This is a genomic window from Halomonas sp. A020 (genome assembly GCF_027943625.1).
In the GTDB taxonomy this organism is placed as follows: domain Bacteria; phylum Pseudomonadota; class Gammaproteobacteria; order Pseudomonadales; family Halomonadaceae; genus Vreelandella; species Vreelandella piezotolerans.
Window position 1 is genome coordinate 489000 of record NZ_AP022850.1, and the last position, 19295, is coordinate 508294.

Here is a 19295-nt window from a genome sequence, read left to right on the forward strand (position 1 = left end):
TCAGAAGGAAAACGTATGATTTGGCACTTAGTGGCCGCCGTGTTTGCAGGTCTTGCCGCGGCTGGGATTGGCCTTCTGCTTCGCACTTTGAGCCGCAAGCGGCTTCCCAAATGGATTGTGCCAGTGTTTGGCGGACTGGGCATGCTGGGCTATCAAATACAGTTCGAGTACGGCTGGTATGAGCATAAACAACAGCAGTTACCGGAAACGGCCAAAGTGATCTCCAGCGATACCACTCGCCAGATCTGGCGGCCGTGGACACTACTGTTTCCCATGACGACTACCTTCAGCGTGGTGGATAGCGACAACGTGCGTTCGCAAACCGTCGAGGGCGACATCATCGCCGAGTTCATTTTGTACCAGTTCGAGCGTCGCCATACCGACCTGATCACCACGCAGCCCTATCTTCTCAACTGCGCTAGCCGAGAGCTGATTCCCCTCAACCTAGAGAGCGGAGAAGCAGATCTCAACGAGCTTCGCCCTCTACGGGAAACGTCCCCCCTACTGACCACCGTTTGCCAACTAGCCAACGAACGGCAGACGTAGCGCCTCACCTTCGCCTAGAATGGAGCCCTTTACTGGGCGAAGGGCGGTTTAAAGCTCCGTTCAAAGCAGGATGGGTGAGGAGACACTATGTTTCATGGCGGGCTGCTGATCGCAGTGTCACTGCTCTATATTGCAGTGCTGTTTGGAATTGCCTGGTTTGGCGACCGGCGGGCGCGTACTCATGGCGCCAGCCGCCGCCGCCCCCTCATTTACAGTCTGGCGCTCGCCATTTACTGCACCTCATGGACCTTCTACGGCGCGGTCGGCCAGGCTGCCACGGCGGGCTGGTCGTTTGCCAGCATCTTTGTCGGGCCCATTCTGACTTTTTTGCTCTTCTGGCCCGTGCTGGCGAAGATGATCCGCGTTGCCAAGCACCAGAACGTCACCTCCATTGCCGACTTCATCGCTTCTCGCTACGGTAAAACCCAATCTCTAGCAGCCTTTGCGAGCCTAGTAGCCCTGATCGGCACGCTGCCTTATATCGCGCTTCAGCTAAAGGCCGTTTCGACGACCTTTAGTGTCTTGACCGACGCCCCCGACATGTCCCACGCCCCTCTGTTTGGCGATACGGCCTTTTACGTAGCGGTGGTGATGGCCATTTTTGCCATTCTGTTTGGCACCCGGCACACCGATGCCACCGAGCATCACGAAGGGTTGATCCATGCGGTCGCCTTCGAGTCGCTGGTCAAACTGGTAGCGTTCTTGGTGCTGGGTGCCTTCGTCACCTGGGGGATGTTCGACGGCCTTGGCGAATTGATGGGCCATGCCGAAAGCCAGCTCGAGTTGCAGCGCCAGCTCGCCAACCAAGACTTTGGCCAAAGCTTCTGGGCGCAAACATTGCTCGCCATGCTCGCCATTTTGTGCCTGCCGCGCCAGTTTCACGTGGCCGTGGTGGAAAACATCCATCCAGACGATGCCACCAAAGCGCGCTGGTTGTTTCCACTCTATTTGCTGGCCATTGCATTCTTCGTCGTGCCACTGGCGGCCGCTGGCTTGCTGCTGTTCTCAGAAAGCGGTGTAGAGCCCGATACCTATGTGCTTGCGCTCTCCATGGCCTCCGGCCAGCAGTGGCTCACGCTGCTGACCTTCATCGGCGGCTTCTCTGCCGCCACCGGCATGGTCATCGTGGCGGCGGTAGCGGTCTCGATCATGATTTCGAACGAGATCGTGATTCCCGCGCTCTTTAGATTGCGCTGGTTCGACACCAAGGCCCGCGACTATGGCCGTTTGGTACTGCGCGCTCGCCGCTTGACCATCGTGGCCGTGCTGGCCATGGCGTACGGCTTTTACCAGCTGATTGGCGAGTTCACCTCGCTGGCCTCCATCGGCATGCTCTCGTTTGCCGCAGCGGCCCAGTTTGCCCCCGCGCTGATTGGCGGGCTGTACTGGAAGCGCGGCAACCGCTTGGGCGTGATCGTGGGCATGAACGTGGGCTTTGCCATTTGGGCGTATAGCCTGCTGATGCCCGCCATGATCAATGCCGGCGTGCTGCCACAAGCATGGTTAGCGGGCGGCCCGCTGGGGCTTAACTGGCTGTCACCCACGGCGCTATTTGGTTTGAACCTGGGGGACACCTTTACTCACGGGGTCATGCTGTCACTCGGCATCAATCTGTTTTGCTATATCTTCGTCTCTCAGGTGACGTCTCAACGAGTGGTAGAGCGCATTCAAGCGTCGCTGTTCGTCGATAGCGTCGAAACCCGACAAACCTCGGTGAATCGCCCCTGGACGGGGGCCACGACGGTGGGCGATTTGAAAGTGCTGTGCGAGCGCTTCCTGGGTGCAGGTCAGGTCGACCGCGCCTTCGATGATTACGCTCGCCGAGCGGGCAAGCCGCTGGATGATGGCACCCGCGCCTCCATCGACGTGATCCAATTCACCGAGCGGTTTCTCGCCTCTGTCTTGGGGGCATCGTCGGCGCGGATCGTAGTGAACTCGGCCCTTCAGGGGCGTGGTATCGGCATTTCCGATGTGATCTCCATCGTGGATGAAGCCTCCCAAGTGCTCGAGTTCAACCGCGCCCTGCTGCAGGCGACCATCGAGAACATCAATCAGGGCATTAGCGTGGTCGACCAGAACTTACGCCTGGTGGTGTGGAACCAGCGCTATCTGGAGCTCTTTCGCTTCCCCGACCACATCATTCGCGTTGGCGCACCGATGGACCGTATCTTCCGCTACAACGCCCACAACGGCGAGTACGGGCCCGGCGATCCCGAAGAGCACGTTCAACTGCTGCTGGACAACATCCGAGAAGGCCAGCCCCACCGCTACGTGCGTTACCGCCAGGACGGCAGCGTGCTGGAAGTACAGGGCAACCCCATGCCCGGCGGCGGCTTCGTCTATACCTATCAAGACATCACCCAGCAAAAGCGTATCGAAGAAGCGCTGATCCGCTCGGAAAACAATATCCGTATCTATACCGATAACGTCCCGGCCCTGATCGCCTACTTCGATAAAGAGAGCCGCTACCTGTTTACCAACCGTGCCTACGAGCAGGCCTTCAACATCGACCGCAACGCGGTGATCGGGCGTCGCTACGAGGACGTGCTACCGGTGAAGCAAGCCGAAGAGCGGGTGCCCTGGGTACAGCGCACGCTGGCCGGTGAGCGGGTGAGTTTTGAAGTTTCCATGCGGGTCAACGACGCCATGCGCTATATGTTGGTGACCTACACCCCGCACTTTGGCGATAGCCAGTCGATTCTGGGCTTCTTCGCGCTGTATCAAGACATTACCGAGCGCCGCCAAGCAGAAATTGCCCTCAAAGAGACCAACGAAACCCTGGAAGAGCGGGTGCGCGAGCGTACCCAGGCGCTCTCCGAAGCCAACGCCGCGCTTCGCCAAGAGAACCGCGTGCGTGCCGAAGCGGAGCAGGCCCTGCGCCAGGCCAAACAGCTAGCGGAAGACGCCAATGCTTCGAAAACGCGCTTCCTGGCGGCCGCCAGCCACGACTTGTTGCAGCCTCTGAACGCGGCGCGCTTGTTTACCTCGGCACTGATGCAGAACGTCACCGCCAGCGATACCCAGCGCACCATTGGCCATATCGACAACTCGCTACAGGCCGCCGAAGAGCTGCTGGGCACGCTGCTGGACATCTCCAAGCTGGATGCAGGGGCGCTGACGCCTCGGCGCAGCCACTTTGCCCTGGCCGATATTTTTCGCCCGCTGCGCGCCGAATTCGACGTCATGGCGGACGATCGAGGGCTCGATTTGGTCGTGGTGCCCACCCAGCAATGGGTGGATTCCGACCCGCAGATGCTGCGCCGGATCGTGCAGAACTTCCTCTCCAACGCAATTCGCTACACTCAAGAGGGGCGCGTGCTGCTTGGCTGTCGCCGCCAAGGAGGGCGACTGCTGATCGAAGTATGGGACAGCGGGCCAGGGATACCTGAATCCAAATTGACGGAGATCTTTCAGGAGTTCCGACGCCTCGATCAGGTTTCCCGTCATAAAGAGAGTGAAAAAGGCCTGGGGCTGGGGCTCTCCATCGCTGATCGCATGAGCCGAGTGCTCGACCACCCCATCAAAGTGCGCTCCTGGGAAGGCGTTGGTACGGTGTTCTCGGTCAGCGTGCCTATCGTAGCCGCTCGGGAAGTGTCCGTTGCCGAGCAGGAACCCAGTAGCCGTCGCAGCGGCAATAAGCTGGCCGGTACACGGATCGTGTGTATCGATAATGAGACGCTGATTCTAGAAGGGATGACCGCCATGCTCAGCGGCTGGGGCTGCGAGGTATTCACTGCCACCAGCATTGGTGGGGCCAAATCCATTCTGCGCAACATGGATGGCGACCCTGATGCTATCTTGGCGGATTACCATCTGGATAACGAGGTCACCGGCCTGATGGCGCTAGAGGCTCTGAGCGAGCGTTTTGCTGGTGCCGTTCCTGGGATTGTGATCACCGCCGATCGCACCGAAGCAGTCGCCGAAGAGGTCAAGCGTGCGGGCTACCAGCTGCTGCTGAAACCGGTGAAGCCCGCCGCACTTCGCGCACTGCTCACCCGCACCCTCCAGGCCAGCCGCGCCAAAGCGTGACTGGACAAAGAGTTCCAACCAAAACGACGGCGCCGCGCTTAGCATTCTCTAAGCGCGGCGCCTCTGATCGACCGTCCGCCGTTACGACTCGACTTTTGGCGGCTCCACTTCCAGTTTCTGTGCCGCGATCACCGCTTGGGTGCGTGAATGGACACCCAGCTTGCGCAAAATGGCCGTCACGTGGGCTTTGATGGTCGCCTCCGAAACGTTTAGCTCGTAGGCAATCTGCTTGTTCAACAGCCCTTCGGTGAGCATATTGAGCACGCGGAACTGCTGCGGCGTGAGCGAGGCGATCGCCTCGGCAAAGCGCGACTCCTCTTCGCTGGTCTCTTCGAGGACGTTGGCCAGCGCCTCCGGCAGCCACACCTCCCCCTGCAGAATCTCACCCACCGCCTCGGCAATCAGCTGCAGCGATGACGACTTGGGAATGAAGCCAGAAGCACCGTAGTCGATGGCACGACGTACCACGTAGGGTTCATCGCTGCCAGATACTACGGCGACCGGAATATCCGGCATCTGACCGCGCAGTTGAATGAGGCCCGAAAAGCCGTGGGCACCGGGCATGTGCAGATCCAGCAGAATCAAATCTGCATCGGGGTGTCGATTGACGACCTCAGTGGTGGCTTCCATGGTGTCGGCTTCGACAATCTCAGCCTGGGGGGCCAACTGGCGCAACGCCTGGGTGAGTGCTGCACGAAACAGCGGATGGTCGTCAGCGACGATAAACTTATGGGCTACTGCCATGGATATTCCTCCGGTTCCTCGAGCAGCGGGGTTGCCTGCCGCCGCGACGCTAGGCTCATACGGTTGAAGCATGGTACCCCATGGGCTTCATCATGCCCAAGCATCACATGCACAATTTGTCGTTGAGACGTCATCCGCACAAAAACAGCAGTGCCGGCCCTGTGGCCGGCACTGCATCGGGTAAGCGCAGTTTGCCTGACAGCAATGCGCCAATGCTTGACGCCCGTCATTGAATACCCCCACTGCCATGGGCAGCGGGGCGAGTCGATTACTGATTGGCCCGATGCTCGATCAAATCGTCGACGACCGACGGATCCGCCAAGGTACTGGTATCGCCCAGACCATCGCACTCGTTGGCAGCAATTTTACGCAAAATACGCCGCATGATTTTACCCGAGCGCGTTTTCGGTAGCCCCGGAGCCCATTGAATCACGTCGGGTGATGCAATCGGCCCGATATCTTTGCGTACCCACTGGGTCAACTCTTTCTTCAGCTCGTCCGTGGGATCGATACCGTCGTTCAGGGTTACGTAGATGTAGATGCCCTGGCCTTTGATATCGTGGGGGAAGCCCACTACCGCCGCTTCGGCCACGGCAGAGTGCGCCACCAGCGACGACTCGATCTCGGCGGTGCCCATGCGGTGGCCGGAGACGTTCAGCACGTCGTCCACCCGGCCGGTGATCCAGTAGTAGCCATCCTCATCACGACGGCAGCCGTCGCCCGTGAAGTACATGCCGTCGTAGGTAGAGAAATAGGTCTGAACGAAGCGCTCATGATCGCCCCAGATAGAGCGCGCTTGCCCAGGCCAGGAGTCCAGAATCACCAGGTTGCCCTCGGTGGCTCCTTCGAGTTGGTGGCCTTCGTTATCGACCAGGGCAGGTTTGACGCCAAAGAAAGGCGTGGTCGCCGAGCCTGGTTTCAGGTCGGTGGCCCCCGGCAGCGGTGCAATCATGATGCCGCCGGTTTCGGTCTGCCACCAGGTATCGACAATCGGACACTTCTCATTGCCGATGACGCGGTAGAACCACTCCCAGGCTTCGGGATTGATCGGCTCACCTACCGAGCCCAACAGTCGCAGTGAATCGCGTTTGCTAGAGTCCATCACGCCGTCACCGTGAGCCATCAGCGCACGCACGGCGGTGGGCGCCGTATAAAGGATATTGACCTGATGCTTGTCGACGATCTCGCCCATGCGGCCGTGGGTCGGATAACTCGGTACGCCCTCGAACATCAGCGTCGTGGCGCCGTTTGCCAGCGGACCGTAAACGATATAGCTATGGCCGGTCACCCAACCCACGTCCGCCGTACACCAGTAGATCTCGCCCTCCTGGTAGTCGAAGACGTACTGATGCGTCATGGCCGCGTAAGTCAGGTAACCGCCGGTGGTGTGCTTCAAGCCTTTTGGCGCGCCGGTGGAACCGGAGGTGTAGAGAATGAACAGCGGATCTTCGGCGTTCATCGCCTCGGCCGGGCACTCGGTTGACTGCTTATCGACCAGCTCGTCGAACCAGATATCGCGACCTTCCTGCCAATCGATATCGCCGCCGGTGCGCTTCACCACCAGGACGTTCTTGCATACGTCGGTGCCGTCACGCTTGAGCGCGGAGTCGACGTTCTCTTTGAGCGGTACATGCTTGCCACCACGCACTGACTCATCGGCAGTGATGACCAGCTTGGAGTCCGCACCGATGACTCGCTGGGCCACCGCGTCGGGGGAGAAGCCGCCAAACACCACCGAGTGCACCGCGCCGATACGGGCACAAGCCAGCATGGCCATGGCCGCTTCGGGTATCATCGGCATGTAGAGCGTGACAGTATCGCCTTTCTTTATACCCAGCGATTTCAGGCCGTTGGCTAGCTGGTTCGTTCGCTCGTAGAGCTCACGGTAGCTAATGTGCTTGGATTCATTGGGATTATCGCCTTCCCAAATGATCGCCGTTTGGTCACCGCGCTTCTCCAAGTGACGATCCAGACAATTCGCCGCGACATTCAGCTCGCCATCTTCGAACCAGCGAATATCGACGTTATCGCGGGCAAAGGAGGTGTTCTTGATCTTGCTGGGCGGTTTGATCCAGTCAAGGCGTTTGGCCTGCTCGCCCCAGAAACCTTCCGGGTCGTCCATGGACTGCTGATACATTGCCGCATATTTATCTTTATCGGCCCATGCCTTGGCAGCGATGCTATCGCGCACTGGATAGACGTTGTTATGCTCGCTCATGAAATTGCCTCTGTCCGTGAAGTTGCACTCTCTGGTAAGTGTGGTCGGTTTTGTTATTGGCTGCACCGACGCGCGTAATATTTACCTAGCATAAACCTGTCCCGATCGGCTTCCCTTTAGACATTGGTATTAACAATTTTTATTTAAAAAACAGCAGCTTAAAATAACAATTATGGACTAACGAAAGCACGATAGACCAAGGTCTGATCGCAATGACGGCAGCGGTAGCGACGCCCCTTTGCGGCTAAGGCATGACGTCTCGACGTAAAGCGATGCACTCGACAGCCACACTCATAGTGAAAAGGGCGCGGTTGCGAGCGCTGAATATCGAAACGGTGGGTGACCCGAGGCGCGAGCCCAAACAGATCCCGCATGACCGTCTGCCACTCGCGGCCATGCGGTTTAAAGCGAGTCCCCTGGGCCAGATGAAAGACCAGCCAGTGGGCCATCTCATGAGGAATCACCTCATCGAAAAACTCCTCGCGATTATCGGCCAGCAGCACCGGATTGAAGCGCAATCCGCCCCGACCAAGGTGTGCCTGCCCCGCCGATGCGCCCTTTAGATCAAACCACACCTTGGGCGCGGGCAGCGCGGGATGTACCTCTCGACAGCGTGCCAAAGCTTGCTCGACCCGCTCTTGGACGGCGCGAAGCAGTGCCGGATGAGAAAGCGCCGATAGTTCATCGCGCGGCCAAGGGGGGAGTGGAGACGTCTTCATTAGTGATAAACTAGCCATTAGTGACGTTGATCGATTGTGATGGATCGACAGCGGTTTTCAAACATGACGTTGATAACGAGGCTCCCCATGGCAGAGCGCAATACCATGACCGACGCTAACTCGCCCGACAGTGCCCCGCCTCAGCCGCTGCTTGACGACGAACAGCTCGACAGGCTGGACGATTTTCTCGACTCTGAACAAGTGGGCGAAGATGCCCTCGACCTGATTTCGGCCCATGGCTTTCTGGTCGCTCTGGCGGTCGCGCCTAGCGAGCAGCCCACCGAGCAGTGGCTGGAGGAGCTTTTTCAAGGCGAACCCAACTACCGCGATGCCACCGAGCGCGATGAGATCGTCCGACTGCTGACACTGCTGCGCGACAACGCCATGGCGGTCCTGGAGCAAGGGGGCCTACCGGAACTGCCCTTCGAACTAACGCTGGATGGTCTGCCCGCAGAAGAGACGCCGATTGGCGACTGGTGTGCAGGCTTCATGGAAGGCGTGTTCAGCGACGAGAGCGCTTGGTTCCAGGATGATGAAGAGGCTGCCGCCACGCTGCTGCTGCCGTTCATGTCGCTATCGGGGCTCTTCGACGACGAACCCGACATGGCCGAGATGGCCAAAGATCAGGCCAGCCAAGAATCCTTCGTCGCCCAGCTGCCCGAGCTGGTGCTCGACCTCTACCTGCACTACCGGGTACCACCAGAAACGCCCAAACCCAAACCGCGCAAAAAGACGCCCGCCAAAGCGAAGGGCAAAAAGCGCCAGTAGCCGCGTTATTTCAGGCGCATCACCAAACCGTCCACGACACCATACACCCACTCCTTGGCCCGCTGCCCCCAGGGGCGCGCGGCCCAGGCGGCAGCATCCACCTCTTGGCTGGCAGCAAAATTACGTTCGAAAAGCGCCTGCACGTCGCTGGCGAATCCTGGATCGTCTATCTCCTGGTTGGCCTCTAGGTTCCAGTGCAGGTTCCAGTGATCGAAATTACAAGAGCCTAGGCTAACCCACTCATCGGCCAGGACGAACTTGGCATGTATGAAGGTCGGCTGGAACTCGAAAATGCGCACGCCCGCTTTCAGCAGTGCCTGATAAAAACGCTGGCCCGCATAGCGCACGCCGGGGTGGTCGTGCTTGGCGCCGGGCAGCAGCAAACGTACATCCACGCCTTGTCGAGCGGCGCGGATCAAGCGGCGGCGCAGCGCAAACGTAGGCACGAAGTAGGGCGTGCATAGCCACAGCCGCTGACGCGCACGACTGACCCGGGCATACAGCGAGTGGCGAATTGCTTGGTAGCGATAGCCTCTGGCCGACATTACTCGCCCACGCACGCCATCGGCATGGGACGTCGCGCTGCGCTGAGGCGGGAGCGGAGGGGGCGCTGGATCCCCCGACGCCTGGCGGGTCAGCCGGGAACGCCACAAACGGCGAAACAGTGCCTCCCAGTCTGCAACGGTCGGTCCGTCGATACGTAGCGCGATTTCGTACCACGCCTGCAAAAACTCATCCACCGCGCCAAAACCGCCGGTAAAGGCAATTTCGCCGTCCACCACCACGATCTTACGGTGATCACGGCTCAGATTGCGGGCCAACGAGTGAAAGCCAATCGGGTTGAACAGCTGCAAGGCTACGCCAGCGCTCTGCAAGCGTTCACGGTCGCGTCGCTCCAGCCCCATCGCACCGTAGCCGTCCAGGAGTAGAAACACCTGCACGCCGCGCCTAGCGGCGGACGCCAGCGCGTCGATGACTTGGGTGGCAAGCTCCCCCGACTCCATCAAGTAGAGTTCCACCAGCACGTAGTGCTGCGCTTGGCTCACCGCGTCGAACATCGCCGGTAAAAAGCGCGACGCTTCCGGCAGCAACACCACCCGGTTCCCTTCTCGCCACTCGTGCTGCATAGAGACTCCTTCTCTGGCTCCGCTGTGTCATCAACGCTCAGCGACTTAGGGAGCGATGGACATATAGATCGTAGCGGCTCGTTTTGCCTTCCAACGTGTGCTGCGGCGCGGGCCCTGCAATAGGCGGCGCTTTACGGGGGCGTTTCACTACCACCCGGTGGGTCGCCACGTCGAGCGCGGCTTCCAACAAGCGAGGAGCATCGTCGTCGTCTCCGGCCAGCTCGCGAAACACGCGCATCTCTTTTTTCACCAGCGCGGACTTGTCGCGATGGGGGAACATGGGATCCAGGTGGACGACTTGGGGCGTAAACTCGGCGTCCGCCACCAGCCTCGCCAACCGCTCGGCGGCATCGCCATGACGCAAGTACATGCGCGCGGCAATCGCGGCGGTGTCCTCTGCGGCCGCCGCACGCGCTAGGCCGTCGCTGAGCAAGGCGGCGATGGCCGCGACCCGCTCGATCATCAGTACCGGCGCCCCGAGGCTGGCCAGTACGAAGGCGTCGCGACCCAGGCCCGCCGTGGCATCGACCACGCTCGGCGTCACGCCTTTGGCTAGCCCGCAGGCCTTTGCCACCAGCTGTCCACGGCCGCCACCGAACTGACGACGGTGCGCGGCCTTGCCCGAGACGAAGTCGACGCTGAGCGGTTTGCCGTACTCGCGCTCGTCTCCCGCCAGGGCAAGCCGACCCTCCATGTAACCCAGCGTCAGCCCAGGTGGTAGCAAAACCTCCGGTACTGCCTGGCTCATGCCGGTTTCTTCCAAGCCACGTCATTTCGCAGATACACCGGCTGTACCTCATGGGCCGCCTGGCCCAGACCTGCGTCCAAGTCGCGCGCGGCCAGCCACGCCATCTCCTCCGCGCGTGGCTCTAGATCCGTGAGATGTTGCGACAAGCTGGCCTGCACGCCGACGGCAAATTCGTCCCACAGATTAAAGCCCGAGCCCACGCCCACCCAATCGGTTTCACCGGCTGGCAAACGGAATGCACCGGGCGGGATGACGACCTCGTCACTCTGTAAGCTTAGGGTATCGTTCAGGCAGTGCCAGGTAGCGGCATACACTTCGCCCATGCGCGCATCCAGCGCGGTGACCACATGGCGAAAGTGATAACGCCGATGCGCCTGAAGCGCGAGCGCTTCCAGGGTCGACACGCCGAGCAATGGGCAGTCCAAGCCAAACGCCAATCCTTGCGCGGCACCGGCCGCAATGCGCAGGCCGGTGAACGAGCCGGGACCGCGCCCAAAGGCGACGGCATTCAAGGCTTGTGGGGCAATGCCCGCATCGGCAAGCAGCTCATCCACCATTGGCATCAAGCGCTTGGTGTGCGCGCGTGGCGTCATCTCGAAGCGTGCCAGGCAGTCACGTTGGCCGCCTGTTTGGCGGAGTAGTGCCGCAGAGCAGGCGCTGGAGGAGGCATCCAGTGCCAGAAGGTATAACGACGACATAGCGGTATTGCACTCCGTAAAAATAGGCCTCTAGTATACCGCCGCACGCCTGAAACGACGATGGCCCGCAGGAAACCTGCGGGCCATCGAGGCACGTAACACTGAGGCGCGCTTAGCTGAGCGCTTCTTTCACCTGACGAGTGATGTCTGCCACACTGCCTACGCCTTCGACGCGGTGATACTGCGGTGCAGTCGCCGGATCCTCTTTCGCCCACTGCTGGTAGTAGTCCACCAGCGGAGCGGTTTGGTCGTGGTAGACCGACAGGCGATTACGCACCGTGGACTCCTGATCGTCTTCACGCTGGATCAGCGTTTCGCCGGTTACGTCGTCTTTACCCGCTTCTTTGGGCGGATTGTGCTCGATGTGATACACACGACCAGAGGCCGGATGCACGCGGCGACCCGCCAAGCGACTGACGATCTCTTCGTCAGGCACGGCGATTTCCAGCACGTGGTCCAGTTTGACGCCGCCCTCTTTCATGGCGTCTGCTTGGGGGATGGTCCGCGGGAAGCCGTCGAACAAGAACCCATTCTCGCAGTCCGGCTGGCTGATGCGCTCCTTGACCAGGTCGATGATGATGTCGTCCGACACCAGTCCCCCGCTGTTCATAATCTCTTTGACCTTCAGGCCCAGCTCGGTGCCGTCTTTGATGGCGGTGCGCAGCATATCCCCGGTGGAAATTTGGGGAATCTTGAACTGCTCACAGATGAATTGAGCTTGAGTCCCCTTCCCCGCGCCGGGGGCACCCAACAGGATTAAACGCATGGCACTGCTCCTTGAATGATCGTCTTGAATGATAGTGATCGTTGAAATCAATGAATCGACAATAACCGTGCCGTTCAGGCGACACAACTCCCCAAAAGCCTGAGAGCACGATTATTTTGTGTTTTTTTGAGTAAAAACAGCAAAGTGGCCAGCGTTAGTACTTTGGTCACCCTGTTTTAATCAAACTATCGTTTAAGTGGCCTAGCTATAAACACAAGCGGCGCCCCTCAGGGCGCCGCTTGTGGCTTGCTCGGTCGACCGCTTACAGCAGTAAGCGACGGATATCGGTGAGCACGTCCGCCAGGAAGGCGGTGAAGCGCGCTGCATCTGCCCCGTTGATCGCGCGGTGATCGTAGGAGAGCGATAGCGGCATCATCAAGCGCGGTTGGAAGGCGTTGCCATCCCAAACCGGCTTCATCTGCGCTTTCGACACACCCAAGATCGCGACCTCGGGGGCGTTGACGATCGGTGTGAAGGCCGTGCCGCCAATCGAGCCCAGGCTCGAAATGGTGAAGCAGCCACCGGTCATCTCTTCCCGCTTGAGCTTCTTGCTCTGCGCTTTCTTGCCTAGCTCCGCCATCTCCTTGGCAATCTCGATCAAGGATTTCTTATCGGCGTCGCGCAGCACGGGCACCATCAGGCCGTCCGGTGTATCCACCGCGATGCCGATATGGACGTACTTCTTCCACACCAGCGTATCGCCGTCGCCTTTCAAGCTGACGTTGAACTGCGGGAACTTACGCAGTGCAAAGGCACACGCCTTGACCAGGAAGGGCAGCGGCGTGAGCTTGGCCCCCTGGGCTTCGGCCTCGGCCTTCATGGCCTTGCGGAAGTCCTCGAGCTCGGTGATGTCGGCTTCGTCGAACTGGGTCACGTGGGGCACGTTGAGCCAGCTACGATGCAGGTTCGTCGCGCCCATCTTGAGCAGGCGACCCATCGGCTTCTCTTCCACTTCACCAAACTGGCTGAAGTCGACGTCCGGCACGGCGGGAATGCCTGCTCCACCGCTGGCCGCAGGAGCGGCGGCCTGGGCTTTACCCTGATTGGCCATCGCCTGTTTGACGTAGGCCTGCACGTCCTCTTTCAGCACGCGGTCTTTCGGGCCGCTGGGCTTCACGAGGCCCAGATCGACGCCTAGCTCACGGGCCAGCATACGCACGGCGGGGCCTGCATGCACCAGCTTGCCGTCGCGAGGCTTGTGAGACGCCATTTGCGCTTCGGGACTGGGGGAACCCGCCGGAGACGCCTGCTTGGCGCTGGGCGCGCGCTGCGGCTTGCTATCCGACTTTTCAGGAGCCGCTTTTTTGGGTGCGGCTTTCTTGGCACCCGCGACTTCCATATAGCCGATCACGTCGCCTTCAGAAACGGTGTCACCCTCTTTGACGGTGAGCTCCAGAATCTTGCCCTTGAAGGGGCTCGGCACGTCCATGGAGGCTTTATCGGACTCCAGGGTGATCAGCGGATCTTCGACGTCGACCTCGTCACCGGCGGCAACACCAATCTCGATGATCGGCACGTCGGAAGAGCCCGACAGATCCGGCACGCGAATCTCTTTGCGTTCGGGCTCGCCGCTGCCGCTATCGTCGTCAGCCGCATCGTCTTCGGCGTCGGCAGATTGGTTAGCGGAGGCAGACTCGTCAGCCTGCTCAGGCGCGTCCGCGTCGTCGGTATCGTCACCTTCGCCCGCGATCTCCATCTGGCCAATCACGTCACCTTCGGAAACGGTATCGCCCTCTTTCACCGTTAGCGACACGATCTTACCGCTGTGCGGGCTAGGCACGTCCATGGAGGCCTTGTCAGACTCCAGGGTGATCAGCGGGTCTTCGGCGTTGACGTCATCGCCTTCGCTCACGGCGACTTCGATGATTTCGACGTTATCGGAGCCGCCAAGGTCAGGCACCTTGATGTCGACGGTCTGCTTGCCACCGCTGGCTTTCTTCGGCGCCGGAGCGGCGTCTTCTTGCTGTTTGGCGGGCGCTTCGTCTGACGACGACGCTTCGTCGGCTTCCGCTTCTGGCTCGGCATCGCTCTCACCGCCACCTTCCACTTCCAGCTCGACGATATCGTCGCCTTCCGAGACTTTATCGCCCTCTTTGACCAACACTTTGATCACCTTGCCGCCTTTCGGGGCCGGTACGTCCATGCTGGCTTTGTCGGATTCCAGAGTGATCAGGGTGTCTTCCGCTTCGATGACGTCGCCTTCTGACACCGCAATCTCGATGATTTCGACATCGGTATCCCCACCGATGTCGGGAACTTTGATGATTTCGCTACTCAAGGTCGCGCTCCTTCCAAATCGGATCGAGCCGGCGGACATCTGTCCGCCGGGCAGCGGTTTAGCTGGTCAGCGGGTTCGGCTTGTTGGCATCGATGCCATACTTCTTCAGCGCTTCGCCAACCTGCTTGCGATCAAGCTCACCACGGTCGGCCAGCGCACGCAGCGCAGCAACGGTGACGAAGTAGCGGTCTACTTCGAAGAAGTAGCGCAGCTTCTCGCGGGTATCGGAACGACCAAAGCCGTCGGTACCCAACACGGTGTAATCACTGGGCACCCAAGCACGTACTTGATCCGCGTAGAGCTTCATGTAGTCGGTAGACGCAATCACCGGACCATCACGACCTTCCAGGCACTTGGTAACGTGGGGCTTGTTGGCCTCGGCATCCGGGTTGAGGAACGCTTCACGCTCCAGCAGCAGCGCTTCACGACGCAATTCGTTGAAGCTGGTCACGCTCCAGATGTCGGCACCGATGCCCCAGTCGTTGGCCAGCAGTTCGGCGGCGGCTTCCACTTCGCGCAGAATGGTGCCCGAGCCCATCAGCTGAACGCGACCTTTGTCACCCTTCGTCTCTTTGAGCAGGTACATGCCCTTGACGATATCGTCGGCCGGTACGTCCTCGAGTTCGGGATGCTCGTAGTTCTCGTTCATCACGGTCAGGTAGTAGAAGCAGTTCTCCTGATCGGTGAACATGCGCTTCAAACCATCCTGAACGATGACCGCCACCTCATGACCGTAGGTCGGGTCGTAGCTGCGGCAGTTAGGGATGGTGGACGCCTGAATCAGGCTGTGGCCATCCTGGTGCTGCAGGCCTTCACCGTTGAGCGTGGTACGCCCAGCGGTACCGCCGACCATGAAGCCACGCGCCTGCAGATCGCCTGCGGCCCAGGCCAAGTCGCCGATACGCTGGAAGCCGAACATCGAGTAGTAGATGTAGAACGGCAGCAGCGTGACGTTGTTGTTGCTGTAGGAGGTCGCAGCGGCAATCCACGCCGACATCGCGCCTGCTTCGGAAATCCCCTCTTCGAGAACCTGACCTTTCTGGTCCTCGCGGTAGTACATGATCTGGCCCTTATCGACCGGCTCGTACTTCTGACCTTCAGAGGTGTAGATACCGAGCTGGCGGAACATACCTTCCATACCGAAGGTACGCGCTTCGTCCGGAATGATCGGCACGACCTGTTTGCCCAGCTTCTTGTCTTTCACCAGGCCGTTCAGAATACGCACGAACGCCATGGTGGTAGACACTTCGCGCCCTTTGGAGCCGCCCATTTGCGAGGCAAAGGTCTTGTCTTCCAGGGTCGGAATGTCCAGCGGCTCGAACGTGCTGCGGCGACTCGGCAGATAGCCGTTAAGACGCTCGCGCTGCAAGTGCATGTACTTGAGTTCGGGAGAGTCCTCTTCCGGCTTGTAGTACGGCACGTCCTTGAGCTGCTCGTCGGTGAGCGGAATACCGAAACGGTCGCGGAATTTCTTCAGCGCTTCGTACTCCATGCTCTTGACTTGGTGCGCTTCGTTGGCCGCTTCGCCATCGCCGCTGCCCATGCCGTACCCTTTGATGGTGTGCGCCAGGATGACGGTGGGCTTGCCATTGGAGGTATTGACCGCTTCGTGATAGGCCGCGTAGACCTTGAACGGGTCGTGACCGCCACGGTTGAGCTTCCAGATATCTTCGTCGGAGAGGTCTTTGACCATTTCTTCGGTTTCCGGGTACTTACCGAAGAAGTGCTCACGGGTATAAGCACCGCCGTTCGCCTTGTAGTTCTGGTACTCGCCGTCGACCGCCTCGTCCATGCGTTTTTGAAGGATGCCTTTCTTATCCTTCTCGAACAGCGGATCCCAGTGACGACCCCAAACGACCTTGATCACGTTCCAACCGGCACCGCGGAAGACGCCTTCGAACTCGTCCATGACGCGGGAGTTACCGCGTACCGGGCCGTCCAAGCGCTGCAGGTTACAGTTGATGACGAAGATCAGGTTATCGAGGTTCTCACGGCCCGCCAACGAGATCGCGCCCAGGGATTCCGGCTCGTCACACTCGCCGTCGCCCATGAAGCACCAGATCTTGCGGTCGTGCATGTCTTTCAGCTCACGGTGATGCAGATACTTCATCACGTGGGCTTGATAGATGGCCTGAATCGGGCCCAGACCCATAGACACCGTGGGGAACTGCCAGTAATCCGGCATTAGCCACGGGTGCGGGTAAGAAGAGAGGCCGTCGCCGTCGACTTCGCGACGGAACTTGTCCATTTGCTCTTCGGTCAGGCGACCTTCCAGGAACGAACGCGCGTAGATACCCGGCGCTACGTGACCCTGAATGTAAATCAAGTCGCCTTCGAAATCGCCTTTAGGGGCACGGAAGAAGTGGTTGAACCCCACATCATATAGCGTGGCAGACGACATGAAGCTTGCAATGTGACCACCCAAGCCCGGGTTGGCCCGGTTGTTACGAATGACCTGTGCAATGGCGTTGTAACGGATCAAAGAGCGAATACGGCGCTCCATGAACAGATCGCCAGGCATGGGCGCTTCGCGGTGAACCGGAATCGTATTACGGTGGGGGGTTGTCACCGAGAAGGGCACCTTCATCCCGTCCCGGCGCAGGCGATCCGCCAGGCGGGTCATCAGGTAGCGGGCACGATCTTCGCCCTCACGATCCAGTACCGATTCCAGGGATTCCAGCCACTCCGTGGTTTCGACCGGATCGAGATCTTCTCTTGTCTCCAGACTCATAGAGGTCTCTCCGAATGACGATAAATGACAATGAGCCCCGCCAACCCTTCGGGCCTGGGGCGGCTGCGGTGTTGGGCCACCACAGGCCATGCAATGGCACGACGCGTTTGCATCGTACGGGGGTTTTCGTTCTACATTCAACGAGCTACGCTCGCCTTGATGTAGTAAAGCTACACGTATAGAGTGAAAGTTAGCCTTTTGTATATGCGAAGATACCGCAAAGTCGCCACGCTGCCAATTCCAGTGAAACGTAAAAGGCTATCCAAAACAAACTATTGCACTGCAACATAAGCGCTTTATAAGACCTTTGTCGCTACGACTAACACCCCCAAAATGTAGTTAAACTACCGTTTTATTACCTGCCTCAAGAATCACTTAACATGGCTTTTTAACCAACGGGCTTACTCTAATTAAAAGGTAGCAAGTGTCAGCTGTTGGCGAAAATACGCCCAGTCGAAAGCGGGCCCTGGGTCGGTCTTACGCAGCGGCGCCACCTTGGCGTGGCTGGTGATACGCTGCGGCGTCACATTGGGGTAGCGGGCCATCAGCCACCCCACCGCTTCCACCAGCGCTGCATACTGCGCCCGGGTAAACGGGGTGACGTCATCGCCTTCGAGCTCGATGCCCACCGAGAAATCATTGAGCCTGGATCGCCATTCGCTCAGCGCTGGGTCCCACCACAACGAGCGTCCTGCGTGCCAGGCGCGACGGCCGGTATCGACGAACTGGACGCACGCGCCGTCGCGGCGAATCAAAAGATGTGCCGACACCCGCAAATGGGCGATCTCGGCAAAAAAAGGGTGCTCGCCTGGATGGAGCCGATTGGTGAACAGCGCCTCGATGGCATCGCCTGAAAACTGCCCAGGCGGCAGGCTAATGGCGTGCAAAAGCAGCAGCGAGACCTCGTTTTGAGGGCGTGCGTCCTGGTTAGGCGATGGCAGCTGCCGCGCCTTGGCCCACTCCCCCGGCCGGTTTTCTTGGTTCATGCGCGCACGCACTCCTCTACGTTGGCGTTCCCTTTCACTATAATGCCCGTCATCGAAGACGACGCCCAGAGACCTCACCGCTATGGATTATCAAACTGCTCTTGCTGAAGAGATTCGCGCTTGTGCCGCCCGCCTGCTAGCAGAAGACGTAGGAGCGGGCGATATCACGGCTCAGCTGATTCCTGAGAACCAGTGGGCCACCGCCAAGGTGGTGACCCGGGAGCCCGCCGTGCTCTGCGGTGTTGCCTGGGTCGACGAGATTTTTCGCCGATTGGATGCCCGCGTCACGCTGCGTTGGCAAGCCGCCGACGGTGACCGTTTGGCGGCCGACGAGTGCTTTCTCGAATTAGAAGGTCCGGCGCGTAGCTTGCTCACTGGCGAACGCGCCGCGCTCAACGTGCTGCAAACGCTGTCGGCGACCGCGAGTGCGACGCGACGCTACGTCGACTTGCTCGAAGGCACCGGCGTACGCTTGTTGGATACTCGGAAAACCCTTCCCGGCCTGCGACTGGCTCAAAAATACGCGGTCACCTGTGGAGGCGGCCACAATCACCGCATCGGCCTATGGGACGCTTTCTTGATCAAGGAGAACCACATTGCCGCCTGCGGTGGCATTCAGGCGGCCGTAGCGCAAGCCCGCAAAGTGGCCAGCGACCTGCCCGTAGAGGTAGAAGTCGAAACCTTTGAGGAGCTCGACCAAGCGCTAGCGGCCGGGGCGGATATCGTCATGCTGGACAACTTCGCCATCGAGGATCTCCACGTGGCCGTCGAAATCAACGGCGGGCGAGCTACCCTAGAAGCCTCTGGCAACGTAAAGGATGCCACGCTAAGGGCGATTGCCGACACAGGGGTCGACTGCATCTCCAGCGGCGCACTGACGAAAGACGTCACCTCCATCGACCTGTCGATGCGGATCACCCAAACCTTCAACGTTTAG

At 59.7% G+C, this 19295-nt stretch carries 14 protein-coding genes; 4 read left to right on the forward strand and 10 right to left on the reverse strand.

The features are described from left to right. The first annotated feature begins 15 nt into the window (after window positions 1-15). Together FRH_RS02245 and FRH_RS02250 are read left to right on the forward strand one after the other, a co-directional pair. Window positions 16-546 (forward strand): hypothetical protein, encoded by a 531-nt coding sequence (locus FRH_RS02245; RefSeq protein WP_139526377.1) that lies wholly within the window; start codon window positions 16-18, stop codon window positions 544-546. Window positions 547-633: 87 nt separating this feature from the next. After that, window positions 634-4575 carry a NahK/ErcS family hybrid sensor histidine kinase/response regulator gene (locus FRH_RS02250; protein WP_281997679.1) on the forward strand — a complete coding sequence of 1314 codons (3942 nt, stop codon included), beginning with the start codon at window positions 634-636 and terminating at the stop codon, window positions 4573-4575. A gap of 81 nt (window positions 4576-4656) precedes the next feature. Here FRH_RS02250 and FRH_RS02255 read toward each other — a convergent pair whose 3' ends face one another. The 3 genes from FRH_RS02255 to FRH_RS02265 all read right to left on the reverse strand — a co-directional run bounded on the left by FRH_RS02255 (window position 4657) and on the right by FRH_RS02265 (window position 8256). Continuing rightward, window positions 4657-5319 carry a response regulator transcription factor gene (locus FRH_RS02255; protein ID WP_016916171.1) on the reverse strand — a complete coding sequence of 221 codons (663 nt, stop codon included), beginning with the start codon at window positions 5317-5319 and terminating at the stop codon, window positions 4657-4659. 268 nt (window positions 5320-5587) lie between these two features. After that, window positions 5588-7537, reverse strand: a complete 1950-nt coding sequence (acs, locus tag FRH_RS02260) for an acetate--CoA ligase (protein ID WP_139526375.1) — start codon at window positions 7535-7537, stop codon at window positions 5588-5590. Window positions 7538-7707: 170 nt separating this feature from the next. Then, window positions 7708-8256, reverse strand: coding sequence for a SprT-like domain-containing protein (locus FRH_RS02265; protein ID WP_219861731.1), 549 nt, complete (start codon window positions 8254-8256; stop codon window positions 7708-7710). A gap of 87 nt (window positions 8257-8343) precedes the next feature. On the opposite strand from FRH_RS02265, the gene FRH_RS02270 reads away from it, so the two are divergent. Then, on the forward strand, window positions 8344-9024 hold the full coding sequence (locus FRH_RS02270; RefSeq protein WP_153842510.1) for a YecA family protein: 681 nt from the start codon (window positions 8344-8346) through the stop codon (window positions 9022-9024). A 5-nt stretch (window positions 9025-9029) separates the two neighbouring features. On the opposite strand, the gene FRH_RS02275 is transcribed toward FRH_RS02270, so the two are convergent. From FRH_RS02275 to ampD, 7 genes are all read right to left on the reverse strand, one after another. Continuing rightward, window positions 9030-10151 (reverse strand): phospholipase D-like domain-containing protein, encoded by a 1122-nt coding sequence (locus tag FRH_RS02275; RefSeq protein WP_219861733.1) that lies wholly within the window; start codon window positions 10149-10151, stop codon window positions 9030-9032. Between the two features lie 37 nt (window positions 10152-10188). Next, window positions 10189-10899, reverse strand: coding sequence for a class I SAM-dependent methyltransferase (locus FRH_RS02280; RefSeq protein WP_139526371.1), 711 nt, complete (start codon window positions 10897-10899; stop codon window positions 10189-10191). Continuing rightward, complete coding sequence (gene tsaB, locus FRH_RS02285; RefSeq protein WP_139526370.1) at window positions 10896-11597, reverse strand: tRNA (adenosine(37)-N6)-threonylcarbamoyltransferase complex dimerization subunit type 1 TsaB; 702 nt, start codon at window positions 11595-11597, stop codon at window positions 10896-10898. The genes FRH_RS02280 and tsaB overlap by 4 nt, the downstream gene beginning before the upstream one ends. 112 nt (window positions 11598-11709) lie before the next feature. After that, window positions 11710-12363, reverse strand: coding sequence for an adenylate kinase (gene adk / locus FRH_RS02290; protein WP_219861735.1), 654 nt, complete (start codon window positions 12361-12363; stop codon window positions 11710-11712). A 262-nt stretch (window positions 12364-12625) separates the two neighbouring features. Then, window positions 12626-14641 carry a pyruvate dehydrogenase complex dihydrolipoyllysine-residue acetyltransferase gene (aceF, locus tag FRH_RS02295; RefSeq protein ID WP_281997680.1) on the reverse strand — a complete coding sequence of 672 codons (2016 nt, stop codon included), beginning with the start codon at window positions 14639-14641 and terminating at the stop codon, window positions 12626-12628. Window positions 14642-14699: 58 nt separating this feature from the next. Continuing rightward, window positions 14700-17372 (reverse strand): pyruvate dehydrogenase (acetyl-transferring), homodimeric type, encoded by a 2673-nt coding sequence (gene aceE, locus FRH_RS02300; RefSeq protein ID WP_153842506.1) that lies wholly within the window; start codon window positions 17370-17372, stop codon window positions 14700-14702. A 410-nt stretch (window positions 17373-17782) separates the two neighbouring features. After that, complete coding sequence (ampD, locus tag FRH_RS02305) at window positions 17783-18358, reverse strand: 1,6-anhydro-N-acetylmuramyl-L-alanine amidase AmpD (protein WP_281997681.1); 576 nt, start codon at window positions 18356-18358, stop codon at window positions 17783-17785. 82 nt (window positions 18359-18440) lie between these two features. Between ampD and nadC the strand changes: the two genes are divergently transcribed. Beyond that, window positions 18441-19295 (forward strand): carboxylating nicotinate-nucleotide diphosphorylase, encoded by an 855-nt coding sequence (gene nadC / locus FRH_RS02310; RefSeq protein WP_139526365.1) that lies wholly within the window; start codon window positions 18441-18443, stop codon window positions 19293-19295.

What these genes read in the sequence shown, in the direction of transcription:
- FRH_RS02245 (WP_139526377.1), top strand. Translation starts at nt 16, where the DNA reads ATGATTTGGCACTTAGTGGCCGCCGTGTTTGCAGGTCTTGCCGCGGCT.
- FRH_RS02250 (WP_281997679.1), top strand. Translation starts at nt 634, where the DNA reads ATGTTTCATGGCGGGCTGCTGATCGCAGTGTCACTGCTCTATATTGCA.
- FRH_RS02255 (WP_016916171.1), bottom strand. Translation starts at nt 5,319, where the DNA reads ATGGCAGTAGCCCATAAGTTTATCGTCGCTGACGACCATCCGCTGTTT.
- acs (WP_139526375.1), bottom strand. Translation starts at nt 7,537, where the DNA reads ATGAGCGAGCATAACAACGTCTATCCAGTGCGCGATAGCATCGCTGCC.
- FRH_RS02265 (WP_219861731.1), bottom strand. Translation starts at nt 8,256, where the DNA reads ATGAAGACGTCTCCACTCCCCCCTTGGCCGCGCGATGAACTATCGGCG.
- FRH_RS02270 (WP_153842510.1), top strand. Translation starts at nt 8,344, where the DNA reads ATGGCAGAGCGCAATACCATGACCGACGCTAACTCGCCCGACAGTGCC.
- FRH_RS02275 (WP_219861733.1), bottom strand. Translation starts at nt 10,151, where the DNA reads ATGCAGCACGAGTGGCGAGAAGGGAACCGGGTGGTGTTGCTGCCGGAA.
- FRH_RS02280 (WP_139526371.1), bottom strand. Translation starts at nt 10,899, where the DNA reads ATGAGCCAGGCAGTACCGGAGGTTTTGCTACCACCTGGGCTGACGCTG.
- tsaB (WP_139526370.1), bottom strand. Translation starts at nt 11,597, where the DNA reads ATGTCGTCGTTATACCTTCTGGCACTGGATGCCTCCTCCAGCGCCTGC.
- adk (WP_219861735.1), bottom strand. Translation starts at nt 12,363, where the DNA reads ATGCGTTTAATCCTGTTGGGTGCCCCCGGCGCGGGGAAGGGGACTCAA.
- aceE (WP_153842506.1), bottom strand. Translation starts at nt 17,372, where the DNA reads ATGAGTCTGGAGACAAGAGAAGATCTCGATCCGGTCGAAACCACGGAG.
- ampD (WP_281997681.1), bottom strand. Translation starts at nt 18,358, where the DNA reads ATGAACCAAGAAAACCGGCCGGGGGAGTGGGCCAAGGCGCGGCAGCTG.
- nadC (WP_139526365.1), top strand. Translation starts at nt 18,441, where the DNA reads ATGGATTATCAAACTGCTCTTGCTGAAGAGATTCGCGCTTGTGCCGCC.